Raw genomic sequence first — 25,291 nt, forward strand, 5'->3', positions numbered from 1 at the left:
GTCACTCCCGCCGTGCGGCAGCACGGCGCAGACCGTGGGCGGCCGCGCCCGCGGCGAGCACCGCCGCCCCGGCGACCACGGAGGAGACCGGCAGGGTGAAGGCGAGCAGGGCACAGCCCGTCAGCCCGGTCAGCGGTACGAGACGCGGAGAGCGGCCCTCCGCGGCGGTGAGCGTCCAGGCGGAGGCGTTCGCGACGGCGTAGTAGACCAGGACGCCGAAGGACGAGAAGCCGATGGCGCCGCGCACATCGGCCGTCGCGGCGAGCACCGCGACGACGGCGCCGACGGCGAGTTCGGCACGGTGCGGCACACCGAAGCGCGGATGCACCGCGGCCAGGGCGTACGGCAGGTTGCGGTCGCGGGCCATGGCGAGGGTGGTGCGCGAGACACCGAGAATCAGTGCGAGCAGTGAACCGAGGGCGGCGACCGCGGCCCCGGCCCGTACGGCGGGGGCGAGGGCCGGTACGCCCGCGGCCCGGACGGCGTCGGCGAGCGGTGCGGTCGCCCCGGCCAGCCGGTCCGGGCCCAGGACCGCGAGGACGGCGACGGCCACGGCCGCGTACACCACCAGGGCGAGGCCGAGCGCGACCGGGATCGCGCGGGGGATCGTACGGGCCGGGTCCCGCACCTCCTCGCCGAGGGTGGCGATGCGGGCGTATCCGGCGAACGCGAAGAACAGCAGGCCGGCCGCTTGCAGCACCCCGCCCACGGTCGCGTCGGCACCCAGGTCGAGCCGGCCGGCGTCGGCCGCGCCGCTGCGCAGACAGGCCGTCACGACGCTCGCCAGCACCGCCAGCACCACCGCGACGACCGCCCGGGTCAGCCAGGCCGTTTTCCGGATGCCCCGATAGTTGACGGCGGTGAGCGCCACCACGGCGGCGACGGCGACCGCGTGCGCCTGCGCGGGCCACACATACGCCCCCACGGTCAGCGCCATCGCCGCACAGGAGGCGGTCTTCCCGGTCACGAACGCCCAGCCCGCGAGATGGCCCCAGGCCTCGCCGAGCCGCTCGCGCCCGTAGACGTAGGTCCCTCCGGAAGCCGGATAGAGCGCCGCGAGCCGGGCGGAGGAGGTGGCGTTGCAGTACGCGACCACGGCGGCGACCGCGAGCGCGGGCAGCAGGCCGGACCCGGCCGAGTCCGCGGCCGGCCCGAGCGCGGCGAAGATCCCGGCTCCGACCATGGACCCCAGCCCGATGACGACGGCGTCGCCGAGCCCGAGCCGCCGCCGTAGTTCCGGGCTGTTGCCTGCCGGTGTCGTATTCACAGCGCCAGACGCTACAGCGCCTGTGAGAGGGGACGTCGGAGGGGCCGCCGCCGGAGGGAACGGCCCCTCCGACGGCGGTCCGTGAAGCCGGCGGATTACGGCAGACCGTGGACGTGCGGGCCCACCCGGCCGGAGAACTCGTTGCCGTTGGCGGCGTCCCAGTTGGTCGACCAGGTCATCGCGCCGCGCAGCGACGGGTAGGTTCTGCCCGGCTTGAACGAGCCGCAGCCCGTGCCCTTCGTCAGACAGTCCAGGGCGGCGTTGACGACGGAGGGGGAGACGTATCCGGAGCCCGCGCCGCGGGTGGAGGCGGGGACGCCGATGCCCACCTGCCCGGGCGCGAGGCCGCCTTCGAGCTGGATGCAGGCGAGGGCGGTGAGGAAGTCGACGGAGCCCTGGCTGTAGACCTTGCCGTCGCAGCCGAGCATGGAGCCGCTGTTGTAGTACTGCATATTGACGACGGTGAGGATGTCCTTGATGTTGAGCGCCGTCTTGAAGTACTCGTTCGACGTCGACTGCATATCGATCGTCTGCGGCGCCATGGTGATGACCAGGCCGCTGCCCGCCTTGGAGGACAGCGAGCGCAGCGCCTGGGTCATGTAGGTGGAGTCGAGGCCGTTCTCGAGGTCGATGTCCACGCCGTCGAAGCCGTACTCCCGCATCAGGGCGTGGACGCTGTCGGCGAAGTTGGCGGCCGAGGCGGAGTCGTTGACCGAGACCGTGCCCTTCTCGCCGCCGACGGAGATGATGACGGACTTGCCCTGGGCGTGCTTGGCCCTGATGTCGTCCTTGAACTGCTGCTCGCTGCTGTATCCGACGGCGGGGTCGAGGGTGAAGTCGACGGCGCCCGGCGTCCCCGTGGCGTCGGCGAAGGCGACCGCGACGATGTCGTACGCGTCCTGGACGTCCCGCAGCTTCTGGACCGTGGCACCGTTGTCGAAGTTCTGCCAGTAGCCGGTGACCGCGTGCTTCGGCACGGCGGTGGCTCCGGCGGGCTCTTCGGCCGCATGAGCGCTGCCGAGCCCGACCAGCCCTCCGGCCACCAGTGCCGCGGTGGCGAGCCCGGCCGCGAGCCGCGCCTTCTTCCTGGGCGGACGGTGTCCGCGTATGCGTTCCACGAAGGCCTCCGGTGTGGGGGAGTGGGGGAGAGGTACGTGCGGAACGCGGGGGCCCCTGCGTTGTTGCCGTACAACGTGGTCCAGACCAATAGCCCTGTCAAGGCCCTGACACGAGTTCGTCCGCTCTGCCCGGCCATCGGGCGCCGCTGACACGGGTGGGATGCGGCGGAGTCCGTCCGTCGTCGGAATGGGGTGTCACCCTCGCCTGTTCACATGGGGAGAAGCCTGATCGGACACACCCCGCGGAGGAACCATGCGCGTGATCGACTTCGACCATCTCGTCCTCAACGTCGCCGACGTCGAGCGGTCCCTCGCCTTCTACTGCGGTCCGCTCGGGCTCGAGCCGGTCCGGGCCGAGGAGTGGCGTGCGGGCAAGGCGCCCTTCCCCTCCGTGCGCGTGAGCCCGACGACCATCATCGATCTGGTGCGGAGCCCGGAGGACTCCGCGGGCGGCTCCAACGTCGACCACATCTGCCTGGTCGTCGAGCCGCTCGACTGGCAGCGGGTCGTCGACTCGGGCGAGTTCACGGTCCTGGACGGCCCCGGCGAGCGCTTCGGGGCCCGGGGCGTCGCGCAGTCCCTGTACGTACGGGACCCGGATGGCAACACGGTCGAGCTGCGCTGGTACCCCCAGGACGCCTGACACAGCGGCGGGATCCGCCCGCTGCCCTGCCCGGGACGACGCCCTCCCCGGAGGAGTGCCCCGCCCAGGACCACCGCCCAGGACCACCGCCCAGGACCCCGTAGGGGTGCCCACCCAGGATGAGGTGCCCGCGGCGCCCGTCGTACGAGTGGTGCGGACCGCCTCCACACGCCCCCTTGTGCGGCCGCCGCATGGCGGCTTCAATCCCCAGGTCGGCCCCAGGGGGACAAGGTGGGAGGCAGCCATGGCGAAGACCAGTGACAGCGGCATCGGCGAGGTCACCGAAGAGCGGCGGCCGCGGAAGGCGAGTTGGCGGCATGTCGGGCCGGGGATCGTCGTGGCGGCCACCGGCGTCGGAGCCGGTGACCTGGTGGCGACGCTGATCGCGGGCAGCAAGTTCGGGTACACCCTCATGTGGGCGGCCGTGATCGGCTGTCTGGTGAAGATCTCCCTCGCCGAGGCCGCGGGCCGGTGGCATCTGGCCACCGGACGCACGCTGTTCGACGGCTGGCGCAGCCTCGGCCGCTGGACCACGGTGTACTTCGCGATCTACGTGGTCGTGTGGGGGTTCGTCTACGGTGCCACGGCCATGTCGTCCAGCGCCCTCCCGATCGTCGCGCTCTTCCCCGGCGTCCTGGGGCTCAAGACGTGGGCCGTCATCACCGGCCTGATCGGGCTGGTCTTTGTGTGGTTCAACCAGTACGCCGTCTTCGAGAAGGTCATGACGGTGCTGGTCGGTGTGATGTTCGTGGTGGTCGTGTATGTGGCCGCGCGGGTGGGGCCGGACGCCGGGGCGGCGTTCGCGGGGCTCGTGCCCGTGCTGCCGGACGGGTCGCTGCTGTACACGCTCGGCCTCGTGGGAGGCGTCGGCGGGACGATCACCATGGCCGCGTACGGCTACTGGGTCAACGCCAAGGGCTGGACCAACAGCGGCTGGATGAAGGTGATGCGGCTGGACAACCGCGTCGCCTACGTCACCACCGGCATCTTCGTGGTCGCGATGCTGATTGTCGGCGCCGAGCTGCTGCACTCCACGAACATCGCGCTGGCCTCGGGCGACAAGGGGCTCCTCGACCTCTCCGACGTCCTGGAGGCGCGGTTCGGTGCGACCACGGCCAAACTCTTCCTCGTCGGCTTCTTCGCGACCTCCTTCACCTCGCTGATCGGCGTATGGCACGGGGTGAGCCTGCTGTTCGCGGACTTCGTCGAGAACTACCGCCGCGGCCGTACGGTCGCGGACGGAGAGGCGTCGATCGTCGCCGAGGTCGCCGCGGGCGAGGCCGAGAAGTCCCTGCCCTTCCGGGCGTATCTGCTGTGGCTGACCTTCCCGCCGATCGTCCTGCTCTTCCTCGACCAGCCGTTCGGGCTCGTCATCGCCTACGGCGTCCTCGGTGCCTTCTTCATGCCCTTCCTGGCGCTGACGCTGGTCTGGCTGCTCAACACCGGCCGTACGCCGCGCGAGTGGCGCAACGGCATCCTCAGCAATGTGATGCTGACGGCGGCCGGGCTGCTGTTCGTCGCGCTGTGTGTGCAGCAGGTGCGCGACCTGCCCTGGTAGGCGCGGAGTTCGCACGGACACCGGTGCACCCGCCGGGCAGGCACGGCGGGCCGGGTGCCCGAGGGAGGGCGACGCTCGCACCGGTCGGTCACCGGGCTGCTCGGTGGGGCCCTCGTGCGGCCTTCTTGAGGAGCGGGATGAGCATGTTCGGCAACTGTCGGCCGCTTGGCATGATCTGACCTGTCTTGCCTGTTTTGGAAAGGGAACTCTGAGCTGATCATTCCTAGCTGAGTGTTCTCTGCCGCTCACAGCGCGGATAAGCTGCGAAGGCAGCAGGGCGACGCAGGCCCGGCGTGAGACTGGAGCAGCGCGTACAGGAAGATCTACCGTTCCCGGCCGGACCGGGTGCGGAGCGGAACGGGGAACCACACGTGCTCACCGCGATTGCAGTCACCAGCCAGGAGCTGGTGCTTCCACCGACCGACCGGCACACGCCCCCCGCGGTCGTGCTTCAGCCGCCGGGCCGGCAGGAGCTCGAGGCCGCTCTTGTCACCATGCAGGTGCTGATCGAGCAGCACGGCTATGTCATCGCGCTGTACCCGTCCTCGGCCGACCCGGCGGCCGCCCGGCGCCTGCACACCCTCCGGTCGGTCATGGAGAGTGACCGGATCGCGCTGCTGCGACTCGACCTCCCGCCGCTTGCCGTGGCCGTACTCGCGCGGCAGCTGCGCCAGTTATCCCTCGGGGACTTCCGTCCCGGGGTCCTCGCGTCCTCCGCCAAACTCCTGTCCCACTACATCTACGCGGGTGCCCTGCTCAGCTCCGTCGCCAAGCTGGACCACATCTCCGTCGGCCTGAGATCGCACGTGAAATCCTGGGTGCCGGGAGCGCAGTTCGGAGTGCTGGCCGCGCCGGTGCCCCGGCTCGTCAAGATCGACACGGAGACGGTGCTGGAAGGCCCCGGCTTCGCCACTCAACTCACCGTGGCCCATGGCCGGCTCCAGTCCGACTGGGTCACGTCCACACTCGCCCGGCAGTGGCGCGTCCACGACCTCGAGGAGACCCCGCTGCCGGCCGACTCGCCCCGTTGGTGGGGCACCGGGAAGCTCATCGAGTTCGCCGCAGCGATCCGCGATCCCGTGGTGCTGTATCAGCTGGTCGCGTCGGTGCGCCGAGACATCTGCCACTGGTGCGGGCTCGAATTCATCGGTGATCAGTGCGCGTTCTGCTCCGCGCAGGTGCTCCGTTCCGAGGACCCGAGTCCACCCGGCGGTGCCGGGGGCCGGCGCACGGTTCTCGTGTCCGGCTCGGCCCAGTGAAGATCATACTGCCCGCTCCGCACCGTGGTGACCCACCCCGGCCGGCAAAGCATCGTGCCCATCACTCCGCGCCGCACCCCCGTCACCCGGCAGGTGACCGGGCCCGTACTCCGTCACCAGCCCGGCCCCGTACCCCGTCACCAGCAACGGCCACGTCCCCTAACGAGGTTTGCCACCCATGAACTCACGCCAGCGCCGCGGCGTCCTCCTGCTGCTCCTGTCGGTCCTCTGTGCATGCGGAGCCTTCGCAGGCGTGCTCTCCGTGATCAGCGACGTGGAGTCGAAGGTCGGGCCCGAGACGACGGCGTACGAACTCAAGGCCGATGTGCCGGCGTACAGGACTCTGGACGCGGGGCAGTTCGAGAAGATATCCGTGCCCGAACGGTGGCTTCCATCGACCGCGGTGACCGACCTCGACGACCTCGACGGGAAGATCGCGGTCAACCCGCTGCGCAAGGGCTCCCTGCTGCAGTCGGACATGGTCGCCGACCGTCCTGAACTCAAGCCGGGCCAGCAGGAGATCGCCATCATGATCGACGCGGCCACCGGCGTCGCCGGCAAGATCAATCCGGGCGCCACGGTCAACATCTATGCGACCTTCGACGGCGACCAGGAGGGCACGGACCCGGTCTCCAAGGTCATCGTCAGCAACGCGCACGTCATCGACGTGGGCGAACTCACGGCGCTGCGGCCCAGGAACGACGAGGAGCGACGGCAGGGCGAAGGCGGAGAAGCCGTCCCGATCACCTTCGCCCTGAACACCGTCGACGCCCAGCGGGTGGCCTACGCGGAGTCCTTCGCCGCTCATGTCCGGCTCGCCCTGGTCGCTCCCGGCACCGACGCGTCGATCCCCCGGGACCAGCGCACCTACACCCTCGACGGAGACAGGTGAGGTAACGGATGGTCACCAGAATTCTTCCGGCCATCGGCGATCCTGACGCCGCACGGGTGGTCATCTCCCTGCTCAGCCAGTTACCCGACACCGAGCCCCTGTCTCCCGCACCCGATGCGACCTCCCTGATCGACTCTCTGGCCCGGCTCGCGAACGAGTCGGTCATGGATCTGCCCGAGGTCGTGCTCGTCCATGAACGCATCGGTCCGGTGCCCGCACTGGAGCTGATCCGGGATGTCGCCCTCCGTTTCCCGGCGGTCGGGGTCATCCTGATCACCGCCGACGTCAGCCCCGGGCTGTACTCCGCCGCGATGGACTCCGGCGCCCGCGGCCTCATCGGGCTGCCGCTCTCCTACGACGAGTTGGCGGCGCGGGTGCAGGCCACCGTCCAGTGGTCGGTGGGTGTGCGCCGCCATCTCAGTTCCGACGGCGATGTCCTCACCGGACCCGGCGGCACCGTGGTTGCGGTCACCGGCGCCAAGGGCGGGGTCGGCACCACCTTGACCGCCGTACAGCTGGCTCTGGCCGCCCGCGCCTCCGGCCGCACCGTCGCCCTGGCCGACATGGATCTCCAGTCCGGCGATGTGGCCTCCTATCTGGATGTGCAGTTCCGGCGGTCGATCGTCGATCTGGCGGGCATCAGCGACATCTCGCCGCGGGTGCTGCAGGACGCTCTCTTCACCCATCCGACCGGCCTCGGCCTGCTGCTCGCGCCGGGCGAGGGCGAGCGGGGCGAGGAGGTCGGCGACCGGGCGGCACGGCAGATCGTCAGCGCGCTGCGCAGCCGTTACGAGGTGGTCGTCATCGACTGCGGCACCCAGATGAACGGCGCGAACGCCGCGGCGGTCGAGATGGCGGACCTCGCGCTGCTGGTGACCACCCCGGACGTGGTCGCCGTACGGTCCGCCAAGCGCCTCGTACGGCTGTGGGACCGGCTGCAGATCCGCAAGGCCGAGGAGACCGTCACGGTGGTCAACCGGCACAACCGCAGCACCGAGATCCAGCCGCCGATCATCGAACGGACCACGGGGACGCGGGTGGCACGGACGGTGGTCCCGGCCAACTTCAAGGAGCTCCAGCCGTCCATCGACGCCGGCCGGGTGCAGGACCTCGACAGCCGCGGCACGGTCAAGCAGGCGCTGTGGGGCCTGGCGGGAGAACTCGGTCTGGTGAAGGGCGCCGAGCAGCCCGGCGGAGGCAGAGGCGGCAAGCCCCGCAGGCTGGGAGACCGGGGGGCGATGACGTTCCGCCGCCGCCGCGGGGGCGACAGCGGCCAGGTGTCCGTCGAATTCCTCGGGATCATCCCTCTGATCCTGGTCGTGCTGGTGCTGCTGTGGCAGTTCGTCCTCGTCGGCTACACCTTCACCCTGGCGGGCAACTCCGCCGACATGGGCGCCCGGGCGGCCGCGACCTCCGGCGCCGGGAACGCGCAGGGCCGGGGTGCCGATATCGAGGCCGCGGTCAAGGAGGACCTGCCCCGGGCCTGGGCCGACGGCGCCCGGGTCCGGCCCCGCTACGAGCACGGGCTGGCGAAGGTCGAGGTCGATCTCGAGGTCCCGGTGCTCTTCCCGGGCGCCATCGCGTTCCCGTTCACGGTCACCGGCGAAGCCGGTGCGGCTGAGGAGGGCTGAGGGATGAGGGTGCGTGCGCGGCGCAGGGGGCCGGTCCCGGGGCGGACACGGTGCGGGCGGGGGGTACCGGTACGGGTAGGGCGCAGGTGGGTGGTACGGGTACGGCGCGGGCGGTCGGGCCCGGGAGCGGCCCGGTGCGGCCATGCGGTCCCGGGACGGGCACGGCCCGCCGACGGGGGTCAGGTCTCGATCGAGTTCCTGGGTTTCCTTCCGGTGCTGCTCGTCGTCGCGCTCGCGGCCGTACAGCTGGGCATCGGGGCGTACGCGGCCTCCCAGGCGCGAACGGGGGCGCGGGCGGCGGCTCGTACGGCGACGCACGACCGCCCGGTGACCGATCCGCGGACCGCCGGCCTCGAGTCGATGAGCGACTGGATCGCCGAGGGAGCCGAATTGGGCATCGCCGACGACGGGGCCGGGGTCTCCGCCACGGCCAGGGTCCGGATTCCCTCGATCGTCCCGGGCCTGGACTTCGGGACGGCCGAGAAGACCGCCACGATGCCCCGCGACTAGCGCCGGCCCCGTGTCCCACGCACCGAGGAGCACCGATGAGCCTGAGGGCGCGCATCACCACCCCCGATACGGCGGGTGGGCCGCACGAGGAGAGCCATCTCGTCGCGGTCTACCGCGTCAAGTTGCTGGAGGAGATCGACCTCGCGGAGATGTCGCTGCTGGCCGCCGCCGAGCGCCGGGCCCGGCTGGAACGCGTTCTGGGCCACATCATCAGCCGCGAGGGCCCGGTCCTCTCCACCCATGAGCGCTCGTCGCTCATCCGCAGGGTGGTCGACGAGGCGCTCGGTCTGGGGGTGCTCGAACCACTTCTGGAGGACGCGTCCATCACGGAGATCATGGTGAACGGCCCGGACCAGATCTTCGTCGAGCGAGCCGGGCGGGTCGAGCGGCTGCCGCTGCGTTTCGCGTCCAACGAGCAGCTGATGCAGACGATCGAGCGGATCGTCTCGACCGTCAACCGCCGGGTGGACGAGTCGAATCCGATGGTCGACGCCCGGCTGCCGTCCGGGGAGCGGGTCAACGTCATCATTCCGCCGCTCTCGCTGACCGGCGCCACGCTCACCATCCGGCGCTTCCCCCGGGCGTACAGGCTCCGGGAGCTGATCGGGCTGGGCACCCTCGACGACCATATGCTGATGCTGCTGTCGGCCCTGGTCCGCGCCAAGTTCAACATCATCGTGTCCGGCGCCACGGGTTCCGGTAAGACCACGCTCCTGAACGCCCTCTCCGGTCTGATCCCCGAGGGGGAGCGCATCATCACGGTCGAGGACGCGGCGGAGCTGCAACTCCAGCAGTCCCATGTGATCCGCCTGGAGACCCGCCCGCCCAACGTCGAGGGCAAAGGCCGGATCACCATCCGCGACCTGGTGCGCAACTCGCTGCGCATGCGGCCCGACCGCATCATCGTCGGCGAGGTCCGGGGCGGTGAGACCCTCGACATGCTCCAGGCGATGTCCACCGGTCACGACGGTTCTCTGGCGACCGTGCACGCCAACAGCGCCGAGGACGCGCTGATGCGCCTGCAGACGCTGGCGTCCATGTCCGAGGTCGAGGTTCCGTTCGAGGCGCTGCGCGACCAGATCAACAGCGCCGTCGACTGCGTGGTCCAGCTGTCCCGGCACCCCGACGGATCACGCAAGATCAGTGAGATCACCATGCTGTCCTCGCGGGGGCGGGAGTCGTTCCGGATCGTGTCCGTCTGCCGCTTCGACGCCCGGCCCCTGGGCGCCGACCGGATCGTGCACGGCACCTTCCGGTACTTCCCGCTGCCCGGCCGTACCGCCGAACGCCTCCACTACGCGGGCGAGGCGGTCCCGGCCGCGTTCGGCGTCGCCACCTCTGCCGACCAGCTCGCGACCCGGGAAGCCCTATGAGAAGGCCCCACACGAAGCCCCTGAGGCACGTCCGGCGCGGAAGCCCGGCAGGGAAGGCCATGAGGAAGCCCGGGAGCCCGACAAGGCAGCCCGGGAGCCGGAAAAGGAAGCTGACAGGGAAGCCCATGAGGAAAGCCGGCCCCGGACATGGATGATTTCGCGCTGCCGACGCTCGGCGCCACGCTACTGACCTGTGTCTTCGCGGTCATGGGCGTGCATGTGTACGCCACCGGCAAAGCACAGCGGCAGGCCGTCGTGGACCGGCTCTCCACCACCGGCCGGATACCCACCGTCGGCCGGCGGCGCCGCTTCCGGGGTGTCGACCGGAGGATGCGGCAGACCAGATACGGCAAGAAGCTCGACAACCGCCTCGCGGCGACCGGTCTCGACCTCACCGTGGGCGAGTTCACCGCCTACACCTCCTTCCTGGCGGCCGGTCTGTGGTTCCTCGGCTCCTCCGCGCTCGCGTCGTTCTTCGGCCCCATCGCCGGTCTGCTCGGCATCTGGGCCGCCTTCGCGTTCCTCAACTGGCAGCGCGGCAGGCGCAATGAGAAGTTCGTCAACCAGCTCCCGGAGCTCTCCAGAATCCTGGCCAACGCCACCGAGGCAGGCCTCGCGCTCCGTACGGCCCTGTCCATGGCGGCCGACGAGCTGGAGGCTCCGGCGGGTGAGGAGCTGGGCAAGGTGGCCGACAAGCTGTCGGTCGGACACGCCATCGACGACGCCCTCGCGGAGCTCACCGACCGCTTGCCCTCGCGCGAGCTGGTCGTGCTGGTCACCACGCTGGTCCTGTCCAACCGCGCCGGCGGTACGGTCGTCGGATCGCTCCGGAACCTCACCGTGACGCTGGAGGAGCGCAAGGAGACGCGCCGCGAGGTGCGCACCCAGCTCTCACAGGTCAATATGACCGCCTTCGCCGTACCCCTCCTCGGCCTCGGAGCACTGCTGCTGATGGACCAGGTCATGCCGGGATCGCTCGACAAGATGACCTCGTCGCCGCTCGGCCAGGGTGCGGTGATCATCGCGCTGGGCCTCTACGCGCTGGGCTTCTTCCTCATCCGCCGTATGTCGAAGATCGACGTCTGAGAGGGGAACGGAGCGATGGGACTGCTGCTCGCGTCGGTCATCGGCCTGTGCGTCATGGGCGTCGTCCACGGACTGCGGATGTACCGCGCCGAGGCGAGGCTCCCCGGCGACCTCGCCGTCGCCCTCGAGGTCGGAGCCTCCCGGACGACGGCCGTCGGCTCGGTCATCGACCGGCTCGGCATGCGCTTCGCACCCACGGTGCTGCGCATGATGGGCCGGAAGCGGGTCAACGCGACCCGGCGCAGGATCGATCTCGCCGGAAACCCCGGCGGTCTGACGATCGACCGCTACGCCGCACGCCGCGCCGTCTACGGCATCCTCGGCGTCATCGGTGCCTTCGTCATGCTCGACAAGGGCAACGTCCTGCTCACCGTGGTGCTCCTCGCCTTCGGCGTGTGGTGGACGGACGTCGGCATCTGGGCCGCCATCCGCCGGCGCAAGGACGTCATCGAGCGGACACTGCCCGACTTCCTCGACGTTCTGGCCGTCGTGGTGAGCGCGGGTCTGGGCTTCCGGCAGGCGCTGGACCGCGTTGCCGCGAAGTACGAGGGCCCCTGGGCCGATGAACTGAGGATCACCCTGCGGCAGATGGACATGGGCGTCAGCCGCCGGGAGGCCTTCGACGAGCTGCGCAGGCGGAATGACTCCGAGCAGGTCGCCATGTTCGTCACGGCGCTTCAGCAGGGCGAGGAGCTCGGTGCCCCGATCGTGGACACGCTCATCCAGATCGCCACGGACATGCGCCGTACCGATGCCCAGAACGCCCGGCGCAGGGCGGCCAGGGCCGTCCCGAAGGCCACGGCCGTGATCACCACGTTCATGGTCCCGGCAACCATGATCCTTCTGATCGCGGGCTTCATCTTCGGCTCCCGGGCGGACTTCGGAGCGGTCACGGGACAGTGACGGATGTGGAGGGAGGAGGTGTCGGACGCATGCCGTTACGGAGAAGCGCACCAGGAGCCCTGACCGGCGGACCCGGCCCGGCCATCGGCCCGTCCGTGGCCCCGCCGTCCCGGTACGAGTCACCGTCGGCCTCGTTCGCGGCTTCGTCGGCTTCGTCGGCTTCGTCGGCTTCGTCGGCAGGGTCCGGCGGTCCTGGCCGCACGCCCCGGCCGTATCCCCGAGGACCCGGAGCTTCCGGCGCCCACGAGAGCGCCGGGGGCGCAGCCGAGCCCTCGCTCCGTATCCAGGTCAGCGCCCTCCAGGCCCTGTGCCGACAGGTGTTCGGCTTCCGGATGGCGATGATCGTGGTGGCGGCCCCGGCCGCTCTCACCCGTACCGCACCGGGCAGCCCGGCCTCCTGGCTCGTCGGCGGCGCCGTAGTCGTCACCTTCATGGGCTCGTATGTGCTCTTCCGCGACTGGGAGCGGTTCGGCCCGCTGCTGCTGAGGCACCCCGCCCTCCTCGCTGTCGACCTGCTCTTCGGCTCACTGCTCCTCATCACCGCGACACCCGAGTCGACCCTGGGATACGTCGCCGGCTGCACGCCCATGCTTGCCGGTCTCGCCTACGGCTGGCGCGCCGCGGGGATCTTCGCCGGGCTCGAGGTGCTCATTCTGGCCATGGTCCATGCCGCGGAGGACACCCTCCACGCGACCCCGGCCAGCTCCTTTCTGCTCCCCGGATTCTGTGTCGTCGCCGGAGCCTTCGGCGTCACCCTGCGCGGCCTCATGCTGCGCTTCGGCGCGGCGACCCAGGCGCTCACCGAGACCCGTGCCCGGCTCGCCGTCACCGAGGCGGTCGGCGGCGAACGCGCCCGGCTGGCCCGGGAGATGCACGACTCCGTCGCCAAGACCCTGCACGGTATGGCCCTCGCGGCGGACGGACTGGCCGAAACCGCGGGACGGGTGAACCCGGAGGAGGTCAAACGGCAGGCCGAACTCGTCGCCCGCGCCGCGCGGCGCGCCGCGGCCGAGTCCCGTGAGCTGCTGTCGGATCTGCGCCGGGAGAGCGATATCGACAGCACCGGTGTATCCGTGCCCGACGAACTGGCCGTACGGGTGGCGGACTTCGCCCGCGGAAGCTGCCTGGACGTCCGTTTCCAGCTGATCAACGCGTCCCCCATCCCCCCGGTGCCGTACGCCGTGGCCCGGCATCTGCTCACCATCACGAGCGAGGCCCTGGAGAACGCCGGCCGTCATGCGCGTGCCACGCGTGTGGCGGTGGAGGTGGGCATCGTCGACCGGGCTTTGCGGATCAGCGTCCGTGACGACGGCCGCGGACTGCCGGCGGGCACCACGCTCGAAGGTCTGCGCCGGGCCGGGCACTTCGGGCTCGTCGGTATGGTCGAACGCGCAGCCGGCATCGGTGCCCGGATCCATATAGGGAAGGGCGCCGCCAGGGCGGGCACCGAGGTCCGTCTCGACCTGCCGATGGCTGCTGTGCTGCCTGTCGATCCCCTCACCACCTGTCATCCGGCGGGAGGAACGGGCTCGGCGGACCACCTCCGTACGTCGTATCCCTCCGCCCCGTCTTGTGAGAGGAGGCCGCACCCATGACGGACACGTCCGACCCCGACGGATGCCGCGCCATCCCGCCGTACTCGTCCCGGCCCGTGCCGCGGTCCACATCGCCTCACGCGTCGCTCCCCACGTCGCCTCACGCCGCTCCGCCGGGCACCGAGCACCCTCCGGGGTGGCTGCCCGCCGTACCGCCGCCACAGCCCGGGCCGGCCGCGTCTGACGAGGCTTCCGCTCCCACGCCGCTGCGTGTGGTCGTCGCGGACGACAATCCCGTCGTACGGGCCGGTCTCAGCGCTCTGCTGGGCGGCCGGGACGGCATCCACGTCGTCGCCGAGGCCGCGGACGGACGCCAGGCCTGCGACGCCGCACACCAGCACGCCCCGGACGTGATCCTGCTGGACGTCAGAATGCCGGGCGTCGACGGCATCTCGGCTCTGCCCTGCCTCACGGCACTCGCAGCCGTGCTGATGCTCACCTACAGCCGGGAGAGCGACGTCGTGCGGGAGGCGCTGCGCCTGGGCGCGGGCGGCTATCTCGTCCATGGCGAATTCACCGCGGACCAGCTCGTCCTGGCAGTCCGGGACGTCAGAGCGGGCCGCGCGCACTTCACGGTCACTGCCGCGAATACGTTGCTGGAGCACCTTCGCGGTGGAGCGTCCGCAGGGGTGCCTGCCAGGCCTGGACGGCGCGGTGGCGACTGCTCCGCGCCTTCCTCGCAGGAAGGCATGAATGGCGTCAACACAGCGCCTCCCCGATCGAGTTCACAGGAACCGCTGTCCGGGATCCCCGCGCGGGCAGATGCCGCAGCAGGTACCGGGGGTGCGAGGCCGGACGGGGCGCCGGGACAGCAGAGGACTTTGCAATTGCGACCCGATATGGGACAGTCGGTACCTGGACCGACCTGGACTCGGCGGCCCCCAGCCGACTCACCGAGGGGGCGTCAGGACCCCTGGGTGCAGGGACATCCGGTGGACCGGGGGCGGTTCGGGCTGAGCCGGCGGGAGGTGGAGGTGATGGAACTGATTGCGACGGGCATGTCGAACCAGCACATCGCGGCGACGTGCTTCATCAGCGAGAAGACCGTCAAGAACCACATCAACCGCATCTTCGGCAAGCTGCGGTGCGGCAGCCGCAGCGAAGCGATCGCGGTCTGGATGGGGACCTGCGCACCGGGGGGTTCGTCGGATGCGCGGAGGGGAGCGCACGGTGGCTGACGGCGTACGGCTGGTGGGGGGCGGGTGGTCCCGGACGCGAGGCGCGGCGAAGACGGGAGGCGCGGCGAACTCCAAGGCTCCGTTGTGGGCTTGGGCCCCGAAATGGGCCCGTGGGCCCTGGGGTCGGCGGGGTGGCCCGGCGTACGTTCCTCGTGGAGAAAACGGCACCGGCGAGGAAGCGACCGGGGACGGGGACGGCACCGACAAGACTGACGCGACACTCGTTGCGGGGGCGAGTCCATTCGGAGGGAAACATCGTGAGCGACCTGATGACCAAGGCTTACGTGAAGGCCGACGTTCACGCCGACCACTGGACCAAGACCGCCACCACGAAGTTCAGGAAGCGTTACGCGAACCCGTGGGACCGTGGCCAGACGGCGGTCGAGTACCTGGGCATCATCGCGGTGGTCGTACTGATCGTGGGAGCGCTGGCCGGCACCAAGATCGGCAAGACGATCTACAAGGCGATCGGCGAGCAGATCAACAAGGTCACTCAGTAAATGTGACAGCACGCCCATGCGGCGATGCAGGGCAGGCCTTCCCCATCTACATCACGGTGGTGGCGGGCCTGCTCTTTCTTGCGTTCGCATACTTTGCGGTCGCGCAGGCCGCGGACAGGCGCAGCGGTGCGCAGACCGCCGCTGACGCGGCTGCTTTGGCGGCATCACAGGATGCTCGCGACCAGCTTCGCGAGGGTCTGCTCGACTCCCTCCTGAACCCGGAGGCCTGGGACGGCCTTGTCAACGGGCAAGGGGTGGAGTTCGAGACTGCCTGCGCGGAGGCTCAGTCGTTTGCCGCGAGGAACGATGCCGATCTGGTGGACCCGGGCTGCGAACGGGTGGACGACGGGTTCACGGTCACGGTCGAGACTCGCGGCACCGTGGGGGATTCCATCGTTCCGGGTACGGAGAAGAAGCACGCTCAAGCGACGGCGACCGCCGTCATCGAGCCGCGCTGTCGCGTCAAGCCGGACCACTCCGATGACGACAAACCGGCCAAGGGCAAGGGAAAAGGCACGGAGAAGCCCAGGCTTGAGCTGGACTGTGACGACCAGGACTGGGTCATCGACCCCGAGAACGGCGACCCTCCCCCGGATCCGGCGGACCTGTATTCCGTACACCTCAAAGACTGACGCGGACACGGCGAACGACGAGTAAAGGACGCATGTTTCATGAGTACTCGGCACACCTCGACGGCCCGTAGGGGAATGGCCGCGGTAGCGATGGCGGCCACCCTGATCCTCGTCGTCTCCGGTTGTGGTGGCGACGAAGGAAGCAAGCGGACGGAGCCCCAGAAGTCCGAACGCGCCAAGGACGGTGGCTCCGGTGGGCAGGACAACGAGGTGCCGAATACGAGCCGGACCCTGGCGAGGATCAATGGCAAGGACGGACTGGTCGTCACCATCAACTCGGTGAAACGAGACTCCGGGGGCTTCGTCACCGTCACGGGCCAGCTGAAGAACACCGGTGACGAGGATTTCCTCTCCACGGATGCCACCGACTGGAGCGGCGACGAGGAAGAAGTACTCCAGCACGGCGAATCCATCGGCGGCGCGACGCTCGTCGACAGCACCAACAAGAAGCGTTACTACGTTCTGCGGGACACGGAAGGGCGCCCGCTGTGCACGACGTTCGAATCCGACATCGAATCCGGCAAGAGTGTCCCCATCTTCGCCCAGTTCCCCGCGCCGCCCGCGGATACCCAGCAGGTGGACTTCCAGATCCCGACCTTCGCCCCCGCTCCCCTCGAGATCTCCAGGTGAGCGGTGCCATGACCACAACACCCCGCCCCTGCAAGGCCGCTGCCCTCGTCTTCAGCGCACTCGCGGCGGCCACCCTCACGCTCACGTTCGCTCCGTACGCCCAGGGAGACGAGCCCCCCGGCACAGCCGAGTCCGCGGCACCACCGGTGAAAGTGGACGCCCATGACCCCGATCTCAAGATGGTCAACGGAGCCACGCTCGCGGCATCCAAGGTGCTCGACATCAAATCCGTCGTCGAGACCCAGGGCGGTGAGGAGCGGCGGGAGGACACCAACCAGAGCGTGAAGTTCGCGCTCCAGGCCGAAGTGCTCTTCGGCAAGGACAGTGCGAAGCTGAGCGACGAGGCCAACTCCCGTATCGACCAGATCGCGGACGAGATCAAGAAGCAGAACGCGCAGAATGTCCGTGTCTTCGGCTTCACCGACAATCTCGGTTCCGCGGCCCATGGCGATGAGCTGTCCAAGAAGCGTGCCGACGCGGTGCAGAAGGTTCTGGCCGAGCTCCTGGGTGCCGACGTCAGCTTCGAGATCCGGGGCTACGGCGAGCAGTACCCGATCGCCGACAATGACGACGAGAGCGGTCGTAAGAAGAACCGCCGCGTCGAGGTCAGCTTCCCCCGAGCGGAGCAGTGAGCGGCACCGGCATCACCGCACCGTGCCCGTGCGCGAGCGGCCGGTCGGTGGCCTTCCCCGGACCGGCCTTCCTCCTGCCCCCACGCGCCGGAGGACAGCACACGCGTCCGTTCGCGGACCCAGCCGTATCGCCGTGGGATACGAGCGGCACGTCGGTTCCCGCACGGCAATCTCCCTCGGCTATGCGCTGTAGGGAGTGCTCGTCGACTCCGTACAGCTCCACGCCGTTGCCCGGTCGCCTGGGCGCCTGCCCCGGCGATTCCTCGCGTGCGCAATCCTGCGGCCGCCGACGGGGTCGTGCCGGGGCCCCTGGGCCCAGGAGGCGCAGCGCGGCAGTCCGTATGGTCGGGGCGTGCAGATGTTGCTGACCGTTCTCGCCGCCGGATACGGCGCGCTTGCCGGGCTGCTGGTGCCGCGGGTCGTCCACCGCCTGGCCGTCGAGCCCGAGGAAGAGTGGCGCACCGTATGCCCTGAAGGGCACCCGCTCAGCGGACCGGCGCGCGGCTGGATCGGTCTCGCGCGCTGTACGACGCCCGTCGGCACCGCGTCGGCCGCGCCCCCGGTGGGGTTATGGTTCGCGCAGCCTCCTGTCGGTGCCCCGGAGTCCGCGGTTCACTGGTACGGGCCGATGGGTGTGGCCGCTCCCGCCGTCACCGCCGCGGTGTGCGCGGCACTCGCCGCCGCCGTGGGAGTCAGGCCGGAACTCGCCGTGTGGCTGCTGCTCACACCCGTGGCGGTGGTCCTCGCGCTGGTCGATGGCGCCGTACAGCGCCTGCCGGATGTGCTGACGCTTCCACTCGCCGCCGCGGCCGCCGTCCTGCTGGGGCTCGCCGCTGTGCTCCCGGGCCATGCGGGCTCCTGGCCGCGGGCGCTGCTGGGCGGTCTCGCCCTCGCCGCCTGCTACGCCGTGCTGTTCCTCATGCACCCGAACGGGATGGGCTTCGGCGACGTCAAGCTGGCGCTCGGCCTGGGGACCGCCCTCGGCTGGTACGGCTGGACTGTCCTCTTCTCCGGTGCCTTCGCCGGATTCCTCTTCGGATCGCTGTACGGAGTCGGCCTGCTGCTGCTGGGGCGCGCGGGCCGTAAGTCGGCCCTGCCGTTCGGCCCGTTCATGATTCTCGGGGCCTTTCTGGGCCTGCTGCTGGGCGGGGCCGGTACCTCCTGACCGCTGTCCGCGCCTGCGGAAGCGGTCGTACGCGCGTCAGAGTTTGCGGCGGAGACAGCCACCGAGGGTTCCCCACCGCGTCATCTCGCCTGCGATATCTCGAACCACACCACCTTGCCCCCCGAACCGAACGTCCGCTCCGCCATGGCGTAGCGCCCCCAGTTGTCCGCGCACAGCCGCACGAGCAGCAGCCCCCGCCCCTGTTCGCTGTCCGGCTCCACGGCCATCGGCGAGGGCAGGTTCGGGTCCGTGTCCCAGACGCTGACGCGGAGGGTGTCGTCCGTCCACTTGAGGCGTACGGACGCGGGACCCGTCGAGTAGCGGTAGGCGTTCGTCGCCAGCTCCGAGGTCAGCAGCTCCGCCGTGTCGGCGAGGTCGCCCAGCCCGTGCCGGCCCAGAACCATACGGACGGTGGACCGCACAATGGCCGGTCCGAGGGGGTCGTGGGGTACCTGCAGGCTGTACTGCCACGACTCGGGCGGCTCGGGGAGAGGCCCGCAGTCGGAGGCCGGAGCGATGACGGTCATATGGGACTCCTGTTCAGGAGGCGAATTTGTACACCTGCGAAGGGCGGACGACAGTCAATGTCGGCCGGGTCGAGGCGTGACCCCGCATGCCGCCCCCGCTGTGGACGGGAGACGAGTCCGGGCCCGTGGAGCGCCGTTCACCCAGCTGGGGCGCGTTGTACGGTGGCCGGGACCAGGGGGCGGAGCTCAACCGCGGGGCGCGGGCGGGCCGGTGGAGATGGCTGGTGAACACGTGTCCCTGGACGCTCCGACCATCACCCTCGGATATCAGAGGGTCACAGCGAGCGATGTCTCACCTGTAATGGAGTCAGCCGACGGGGGAGTCGGAAGACGGCGCGGTCGCCAGGCGACCGGGGCTCACGGGGGTGTCCGCTGTGCGCACCACAAAGATTGTTTCCGCGACGCTGCTGATGGCATGCGTGGCAACGGCCACGGCCGGCTGTGCCGACCACACGGCCGGCGGCTCCGAACGGCAGCCGCCGCGGATTCCGCAGTCCGCCCGGGCTCAGGACGACATGCTGAGCAGCGCCGAAGCCCTCCTGGTCCGGCGCTGCCTGGCCGAGAAGGGCCTGACGCTCCCGCAGTCCGGCACGCAGTCCGGATCACGGGCGGAGGCACGGGCCGGTGCGCAGACGGGGAGGAAGGCGGAGACCCGGGCACAGTCCGGAAACCGGCCCGGCTCCGCGCGCCGGTCCGGGCAGGGCGCGGAAGCGCCTCAACGGGAGTTCCCGTACGGCATCGACGACCCCGACTGGGCCTCCCGGCACGGCTTCGGCACCGACTCGGACACAGGGCAGAACCGGCCCGTCGAGACCACCCGTACCGCCCCCTCCCGTAAGGCCCTCCGGGAGGAAGCCGCGCGCCGGCAGGCGTTGGCCGATGCCATGTTCGGTACGGGCAGGCGCGAGCTGTCCGCCCGCACTGCCACCGGCCATGTCGTCAAGGCCAATAGCGACGGCTGTCTCGCCGCCGCACAGCGCACGCTCTACGGCGACCAGGAGCGCTGGTTCCGTGCGGAGGTGGCGGTGAACAATCTCGGTGCCGAGACACACCAACGGGTCACCGCCGACAGCGAGTTCCGCGCGGTACTCGCCCGCTGGTCGGACTGCGTGGCGCCGGTCGAGCCCGCCGAGGACCCGGGGGAGCTGCGGCGCACCTGGCAGCGGCGTGCCCGCGAGCTCGCACCCGAGGCGGCCGAACGCCTCCAGCGCCGGTTCGCCACCGCCGAGGCCCGCTGTGTGGTGGCCACCGGACTTGCCCGTACGGGTGTGCGGCTGGAACGGCGGCATACGGCCGAGGTCCGCGCCGAGCACGCCGCGCGGCTCGCCGACCACCGGCGGATGCGTGAGCGCGGTCTGCGGATCGCCGCAGGCGACGCCGCCTGACCCGTCTCCTCCCGAACTCCCCCGGCCGCGACCGGCCGAGGGGCCCACCGAGTGCGGCCGAGTGCGTTCACGTATGGCCGTACTCATCACCTCAACCATCACATACCGAAAGTGAAGGGACATTCCTCATGCGCAAGACACTGATCACCGGTGCCGTACTGCTCGTGGCCGCCGGCGGGGCCCTGGCCGCCGTCCCGGCAACGGCGCAGGCCGCCGCGCCCTGCTCGTCCGGCAGCTTCTGTGCCTACACCGACGCCAACTTCGGCGGCCAGGCGGTGGGCTGGACGGGCGACGACGGCTGGTGGGAGGGCAACATCGCCGACCAGGACAGTTCATGGGCCAACCACGGGATCTCCGGACCCGGCGTCAAGGACCACGTGAAGGTGTACGCGAGCGCCTGGCAGGGCGGGGGCGTGACGATCTGCCTCACCCCCGGGCAGGAGGTGGGCTACAACGCCACCGCCAACGACCGTGGTGACTCCCACACCTGGACCAGCAGCTGCTGAGTCCGTCATCGAGAGACCGGCCGGCACCAGGGCATTCCGCCCTGGTGCCGGCCACCGCGTCGAGGAGTTCCTGGCGGAGCGGAGGAAGGGCGCGGGGAACGAGGCGGGGGAGCGGAAGCGTTGACGAGGGCGCACACCACCTCACCCGATCCGGCAGCTGCCCCCGTACCTCACCCGATCTCCACCACCGAACCGGCCCGAAGTCCCCAGTCGGCCATCGCTCCGGCCTCCGCTTCGAGCACATGGCGCGAACGGAGACGCGGCAGCCCGAGGCGGCCGGGCTTCATGGTGCGTACGGCGATGACCCGCAGACCGCGGTCGAGATAGGCGACATCGATGGTGAACCGCATCCGGAAGGTGTGGATGCTCCCGGCCGGAGTGAGCAGGAGGGCACCCTCGATCCCGTCGCGGCCCAGCAGCCCCCGGGTACGGGCGCGGTAGGAAGCGGCGATCTCCAGGGGGATGGCCGCGCCGGGGACGGCGGAGCCCCGCGCGGCGGGGGCTCCGGGGCCGACGGCCGTGCCCCGACCGCTGCCGGGACCCGCTATCCGTAAGGTCGTGCTGCCGTCCTGCCAGCGGCCCATGGGTCTCCCTGCACGGTCGGCCGGGAGGCGTGCGGATGCCCCCCGGATTCCGCCAAGCGTTCTACCAGAGATATGCCGAGTCCCGAGGCGCCATGACGCGTGCTGCAAAGAAGCAGCATCACGCAGACCCCCGAGGCCGGTGAGATACGCGGGGCGGAAGCCGGACCTCCATATCCGGGCCTCTCAGGAAGGCGCCTCATGAATGCGTGATCCCTGGTCCGGGACGGCGGCTGGGCGTTCCATGTCCCGTACGGGCTTCCGGACGGGGCGCAGCCGTACGGGCGTCAGCGCGCAGCGCGCCGTCACTCTCGCCGATGCACGAAACACCCCCCACGAGCCGCTATGGTGGGATCCCCCCCTCGGGCCGGTCCGTATCCCCCCCACGGACCGGCCCGCTTTCTGTCGGCAGGCTGCTCGCCGGGTGATGCCGGAAGCCCAGCCGTTCCTTGCTTCCACACGATCCGCCGTCGGTAGACTTCCTGCGCTTGATCACGTCGAAGGGGGAGTCGATGGCAACCGGGGGATGGGGACCGCAGAACGGTCCGGGTCACAGCGGTCCGTGGGTTCCGCCCCCGCAGAATCCCGGTCCGTACGTCGGCCCCCCGCAGAACCCCGCTCCGTACGTCGGCCCCCCGCAGCCGCCGCACCCGCACCCGCACCCGTATCCCGGCCCGTACGTCCCGCCGCAGTCAGGTCGACGGCGCGTCGGTTGTCTCGGCTTCCTCTTCCGGCCGATGTGGAGCACGGCCCGGACCCGCGCCGACGCGATCTTCAACACTCCGGGGCCCGGGCGTATCGAGGACCCCGTCATCACCCGGGTCCAGCTGGCGCGCGCGATCATCGGCGCGATGGCGAGCCTTCTGCTGATCTACACCTACGGCGCCGACGGCGGCTGGAGCACGGTGGTAGACGACGGCGCGTTCAAGCTGTTCGTCGCGCCGTGGCTGCTCATCTTCACCGGTCCCGTCGTCATCGCCGGGTTCATCCGCTACGCACCGCCCGAGCACCGCCCCACGTTGCGCTCCCGGCTGCGCGCGCCGCTCAAGGCAGTGGGGTGGTACCTGGGTGCGCTGGCGCTGTTCGCCCTCTGCGGGGTGCTGATCGCGAAGTCGGGGTCGGCCGGAGGCGCGGGCACGAGCCTCATCACGTCGGTCGTTGTCCTCGCCCTGGCCCTGCCGACGCTCTGGCTGGGGATCTTCCTGCTCTTCGCCTCCGGCAAGGCCGCCCGGTATGCCTTCAACACCGCCGATGTCCACGCCACGCTGCCCGCGCTCCTCACCGTCGTCCTCGTCTGGGAGCTGATGCTCGTCAGCCTCCTCGCGAACGGACTGCCGCACGGGCCGCCCGCGGCCCAGCTGGCCGCCGTTCTGGGCGGACCGTTGTCGGTGACGGGTGTCGCGCTCTGGGAGCTGCGCAGGCTCCGGGAGCACTACGGCGTACGGGTCCGCCCCTGACACGGCTGCGGGTACGGCGCCGACAGGCTCCGCGTACGCCCCGCCTGGCCACCGGCCCCGGTACGCCCCGGACCGGCCCCGGGCACGCCATGGAACAACGGGGGGACACCGCCCATGACCCGACCGGGGCGGTCCTTCGCCGAACAGAGTGTCTCCGCGGCCCTCGAAGGGGCGCCGGGTACAGGACCGGGACCACGTCCCCTGCCATCGGGTGAACCGACGCCGCACGAGCGCCTGGAAGAGCTGAGCGGGATCAAGGAGTCGGCCCGTCAGGGCCCCGATCCCGCCGCGGCCGGGCGCAGGCACACCAAGGGCGCGTTCACCGACGGCCCCGGCGAGCCGGTGCCCTGGCAAGCCCCGTGCCCTGGCGAGCCCGGCCGGACCCGCCGGCGCGGCGGGCCCGCTGTCAACCCCTGCGCGCCCAGATGTTCACGCCCTCCGTCGACTGGGCGAAGGAGTCGATCTCCTTCAGCTCCTCCATCGACAGCGGCGGAGCGCCCAGCGCGGCAACGTTCGCCTCCAGCTGCCCCACACTCGACGCGCCGATCAGCGCCGACGTCATCCGGTCGTCGCGCAGCACCCAGTTCAGCGCCATCTGCGCCAGGGACTGACCGCGTCGCCGTGCGATCTCGTCGAGCCCCCGCAGCCGTCGTACGACGTCCTCCGTCAACAGCCCGGGATCCAGCGACTTGCCCTGCGAGGCCCGCGAACCCTCCGGAATGCCCTCGAGGTATTTGTCCGTCAGCAGTCCCTGGGCGAGCGGCGCGAAGGAGATGCATCCCATGCCCTCCGCCTCCAGGGTGTCCAGCAGCCCGTCGTCCTCGGTCCAGCGGTTGATCATGGAGTACGAGGGCTGGTGGATCAGCGGCCGGACCCCCATGCCCCGCAGCAGCCGGGCCGCTTCCCGGGTCTGCTCGGCGTTGTAGGAGGAGACGCCGACGTACAGCGCCTTGCCCTGCTGGACCGCGGACGCCAGCGCGCCCATCGTCTCCTCCAGTGGGGTGCCCGGATCGAACCGGTGCGAGTAGAAGATGTCGACATGGTCGACACCCATGCGCTGGAGCGAGGCGTCGAGCGAGGAGAGCAGGTACTTCCGGGAGCCCCACTCGCCGTACGGACCCGGGTGCATGAGATACCCGGCCTTGGTGGAAAGAACCAATTCATCCCGGTACGCCCGGAAATCCTGGGCGAAGAGCTTGCCGAAGTTGAGCTCGGCGGAGCCCGGCGGCGGACCATAGTTGTTCGCCAGATCGAAGTGCGTCACACCCAGGTCGAAGGCGCGGCGCAGAATGGCGCGCTGCGACTCCAGGGCGCGGTCGTCGCCGAAGTTGTGCCACAGCCCGAGGGAGACGGCGGGCAGCTTGAGGCCGCTGCGGCCCGTACGCCGGTACTCCATGGAGTCATAGCGCTCCTCGGCGGCGCGGTAAGGAGAGGTGTCTGTCACACCTTCTCCCTATCACGGCCCCTCATCCCCCGGGTTGGTCGCCGAGGGGGGCCGCGCAGTACGCTGCATACTTCGGGGCTGCCATGCACGGAGGGGCTGGAGAAGGCGAATGCTGCGTAAATTCGGGGGCCGCCCCCCGTATCCCCGGGTAGTACGCGACCTGGTCTACAAGCTCTACGCCCGCCGGGTGGAAGGCCGCCTCGACCACGATCAGGTGCCCAAGCACATCGGTGTCATCCTCGACGGGAACCGGCGCTGGGCGAAGGCCTCCGGCGGCACGACCGAGCAGGGTCACCAGGCCGGGGCCGAGAAGATCCAGGAGCTGCTGAGCTGGTGCGCCGAGACGGACGTCGAGGTGGTCACCCTGTGGCTGCTGTCGACGGACAATCTCGACCGGCCGGAGGACGAGCTCGTCCCGCTGCTCGGCATCATCGAGGACGCGGTCCGCGACCTGGCGGCGGACGGTCGCTGGCGGGTGAATCACGTGGGGACGCTGGATCTGCTGCCGTCCCGCACGCAGTCCGTGCTGAAGGAGGCCGAGCAGGCCACCGTGGGCAACGCCGGGATCGTGGTGAACGTGGCGGTGGGCTACGGAGGCCGCCAGGAGATCGCGGACGCGGTGCGGTCGCTGCTCCTCGAACAGGCCGGGCGCGGCACGTCGATCGAGAAACTCGCGGAGATTCTCGATGTGGAGCACATCGCCGAGCACCTGTACACGCGGGGCCAGCCCGACCCGGACCTGGTGATCCGTACGAGCGGGGAGCAGCGGCTGTCGGGCTTCATGCTCTGGCAGAGCGCCCACTCCGAGTACTACTTCTG

The 25,291-nt window shown here is 70.4% G+C and carries 25 protein-coding genes; 20 read left to right on the top strand and 5 right to left on the bottom strand.

The window, feature by feature from the left end; translation table 11 throughout:
- Position 1: 1 nt before the first annotated feature.
- Both ACTWQE_RS22530 and ACTWQE_RS22535 read right to left on the bottom strand, forming a co-directional pair.
- Positions 2-1,267 carry an APC family permease gene (locus ACTWQE_RS22530; protein ID WP_443330831.1) on the bottom strand — a complete coding sequence of 422 codons (1,266 nt, stop codon included), beginning with the start codon at positions 1,265-1,267 and terminating at the stop codon, positions 2-4.
- Positions 1,268-1,362: 95 nt separating this feature from the next.
- Positions 1,363-2,385 (bottom strand): chitinase, encoded by a 1,023-nt coding sequence (locus tag ACTWQE_RS22535; RefSeq protein ID WP_443330832.1) that lies wholly within the window; start codon positions 2,383-2,385, stop codon positions 1,363-1,365.
- Between the two features lie 253 nt (positions 2,386-2,638).
- Here ACTWQE_RS22535 and ACTWQE_RS22540 point away from each other — a divergent pair, with 253 nt between their 5' ends.
- The 16 genes from ACTWQE_RS22540 (at position 2,639) to ACTWQE_RS22615 (ending at position 18,572) form a co-directional block, all read left to right on the top strand.
- The gene (locus ACTWQE_RS22540; RefSeq protein ID WP_443330833.1) at positions 2,639-3,028 is read left to right on the top strand and encodes a VOC family protein; all 390 of its coding nucleotides are present in this window, start codon (positions 2,639-2,641) and stop codon (positions 3,026-3,028) included.
- 244 nt (positions 3,029-3,272) lie between these two features.
- On the top strand, positions 3,273-4,586 hold the full coding sequence (locus tag ACTWQE_RS22545) for an Nramp family divalent metal transporter (RefSeq protein ID WP_443330834.1): 1,314 nt from the start codon (positions 3,273-3,275) through the stop codon (positions 4,584-4,586).
- A 371-nt stretch (positions 4,587-4,957) separates the two neighbouring features.
- A complete protein-coding gene (locus tag ACTWQE_RS22550) occupies positions 4,958-5,845 on the top strand; it encodes a hypothetical protein (protein ID WP_443330835.1) in 888 nt (295 codons plus the stop codon).
- 178 nt (positions 5,846-6,023) lie between these two features.
- Positions 6,024-6,737: a Flp pilus assembly protein CpaB gene (gene cpaB, locus ACTWQE_RS22555; protein ID WP_443330836.1), complete on the top strand. Its 714-nt coding sequence runs from the start codon at positions 6,024-6,026 to the stop codon at positions 6,735-6,737.
- An 8-nt stretch (positions 6,738-6,745) separates the two neighbouring features.
- On the top strand, positions 6,746-8,368 hold the full coding sequence (locus tag ACTWQE_RS22560; RefSeq protein WP_443330837.1) for an AAA family ATPase: 1,623 nt from the start codon (positions 6,746-6,748) through the stop codon (positions 8,366-8,368).
- A 213-nt stretch (positions 8,369-8,581) separates the two neighbouring features.
- Positions 8,582-8,878 (top strand): pilus assembly protein, encoded by a 297-nt coding sequence (locus ACTWQE_RS22565; protein ID WP_443330838.1) that lies wholly within the window; start codon positions 8,582-8,584, stop codon positions 8,876-8,878.
- A gap of 35 nt (positions 8,879-8,913) precedes the next feature.
- Positions 8,914-10,251 (top strand): CpaF family protein, encoded by a 1,338-nt coding sequence (locus ACTWQE_RS22570; RefSeq protein WP_443330839.1) that lies wholly within the window; start codon positions 8,914-8,916, stop codon positions 10,249-10,251.
- 147 nt (positions 10,252-10,398) lie between these two features.
- On the top strand, positions 10,399-11,337 hold the full coding sequence (locus tag ACTWQE_RS22575) for a type II secretion system F family protein (RefSeq protein ID WP_443330840.1): 939 nt from the start codon (positions 10,399-10,401) through the stop codon (positions 11,335-11,337).
- Between the two features lie 15 nt (positions 11,338-11,352).
- A complete protein-coding gene (locus tag ACTWQE_RS22580; protein ID WP_443330841.1) occupies positions 11,353-12,240 on the top strand; it encodes a DUF5936 domain-containing protein in 888 nt (295 codons plus the stop codon).
- 29 nt (positions 12,241-12,269) lie between these two features.
- Positions 12,270-13,835, top strand: coding sequence for a sensor histidine kinase (locus ACTWQE_RS22585; RefSeq protein ID WP_443330842.1), 1,566 nt, complete (start codon positions 12,270-12,272; stop codon positions 13,833-13,835).
- Positions 13,832-15,013: a response regulator gene (locus ACTWQE_RS22590; protein ID WP_443330843.1), complete on the top strand. Its 1,182-nt coding sequence runs from the start codon at positions 13,832-13,834 to the stop codon at positions 15,011-15,013. The genes ACTWQE_RS22585 and ACTWQE_RS22590 overlap by 4 nt, the downstream gene beginning before the upstream one ends.
- Before the next feature lie 257 nt (positions 15,014-15,270).
- Complete coding sequence (locus ACTWQE_RS22595; protein WP_443330844.1) at positions 15,271-15,513, top strand: Flp family type IVb pilin; 243 nt, start codon at positions 15,271-15,273, stop codon at positions 15,511-15,513.
- 2 nt (positions 15,514-15,515) lie between these two features.
- Positions 15,516-16,145 carry a pilus assembly protein TadG-related protein gene (locus ACTWQE_RS22600; RefSeq protein WP_443330845.1) on the top strand — a complete coding sequence of 210 codons (630 nt, stop codon included), beginning with the start codon at positions 15,516-15,518 and terminating at the stop codon, positions 16,143-16,145.
- Between the two features lie 39 nt (positions 16,146-16,184).
- The gene (locus ACTWQE_RS22605; RefSeq protein ID WP_443330846.1) at positions 16,185-16,775 is read left to right on the top strand and encodes a hypothetical protein; all 591 of its coding nucleotides are present in this window, start codon (positions 16,185-16,187) and stop codon (positions 16,773-16,775) included.
- Positions 16,776-16,783: 8 nt separating this feature from the next.
- The gene (locus ACTWQE_RS22610) at positions 16,784-17,407 is read left to right on the top strand and encodes an OmpA family protein (RefSeq protein WP_443330847.1); all 624 of its coding nucleotides are present in this window, start codon (positions 16,784-16,786) and stop codon (positions 17,405-17,407) included.
- 352 nt (positions 17,408-17,759) lie between these two features.
- Entirely contained in the window at positions 17,760-18,572 is an 813-nt protein-coding gene (locus ACTWQE_RS22615; RefSeq protein ID WP_443330848.1) for a prepilin peptidase, read from the top strand.
- An 80-nt stretch (positions 18,573-18,652) separates the two neighbouring features.
- Here ACTWQE_RS22615 and ACTWQE_RS22620 read toward each other — a convergent pair whose 3' ends face one another.
- On the bottom strand, positions 18,653-19,099 hold the full coding sequence (locus ACTWQE_RS22620; protein WP_443330849.1) for an ATP-binding protein: 447 nt from the start codon (positions 19,097-19,099) through the stop codon (positions 18,653-18,655).
- 374 nt (positions 19,100-19,473) lie between these two features.
- On the opposite strand from ACTWQE_RS22620, the gene ACTWQE_RS22625 reads away from it, so the two are divergent.
- Positions 19,474-20,484, top strand: coding sequence for a hypothetical protein (locus ACTWQE_RS22625; protein WP_443330850.1), 1,011 nt, complete (start codon positions 19,474-19,476; stop codon positions 20,482-20,484).
- A 128-nt stretch (positions 20,485-20,612) separates the two neighbouring features.
- On the top strand, positions 20,613-20,990 hold the full coding sequence (locus ACTWQE_RS22630) for a peptidase inhibitor family I36 protein (RefSeq protein ID WP_443330851.1): 378 nt from the start codon (positions 20,613-20,615) through the stop codon (positions 20,988-20,990).
- A 170-nt stretch (positions 20,991-21,160) separates the two neighbouring features.
- Here ACTWQE_RS22630 and ACTWQE_RS22635 read toward each other — a convergent pair whose 3' ends face one another.
- A complete protein-coding gene (locus ACTWQE_RS22635) occupies positions 21,161-21,574 on the bottom strand; it encodes a DUF192 domain-containing protein (protein WP_443330852.1) in 414 nt (137 codons plus the stop codon).
- 734 nt (positions 21,575-22,308) lie between these two features.
- On the opposite strand from ACTWQE_RS22635, the gene ACTWQE_RS22640 reads away from it, so the two are divergent.
- Positions 22,309-23,028, top strand: a complete 720-nt coding sequence (locus tag ACTWQE_RS22640; RefSeq protein WP_443330853.1) for a hypothetical protein — start codon at positions 22,309-22,311, stop codon at positions 23,026-23,028.
- Between the two features lie 406 nt (positions 23,029-23,434).
- Here the strand turns inward: ACTWQE_RS22640 and mgrA are convergent, their stop codons facing one another.
- Positions 23,435-24,472: an L-glyceraldehyde 3-phosphate reductase gene (mgrA, locus tag ACTWQE_RS22645; RefSeq protein WP_443330854.1), complete on the bottom strand. Its 1,038-nt coding sequence runs from the start codon at positions 24,470-24,472 to the stop codon at positions 23,435-23,437.
- A gap of 109 nt (positions 24,473-24,581) precedes the next feature.
- On the opposite strand from mgrA, the gene ACTWQE_RS22650 reads away from it, so the two are divergent.
- Positions 24,582-25,291, top strand: a 710-nt coding sequence (locus ACTWQE_RS22650; RefSeq protein WP_443330855.1) for an isoprenyl transferase, incomplete at its 3' end; no start/stop codon positions are given.

This window comes from Streptomyces sp. 8N706 (genome assembly GCF_052245415.1).
Taxonomy (GTDB): Bacteria; Actinomycetota; Actinomycetes; order Streptomycetales; family Streptomycetaceae; genus Streptomyces.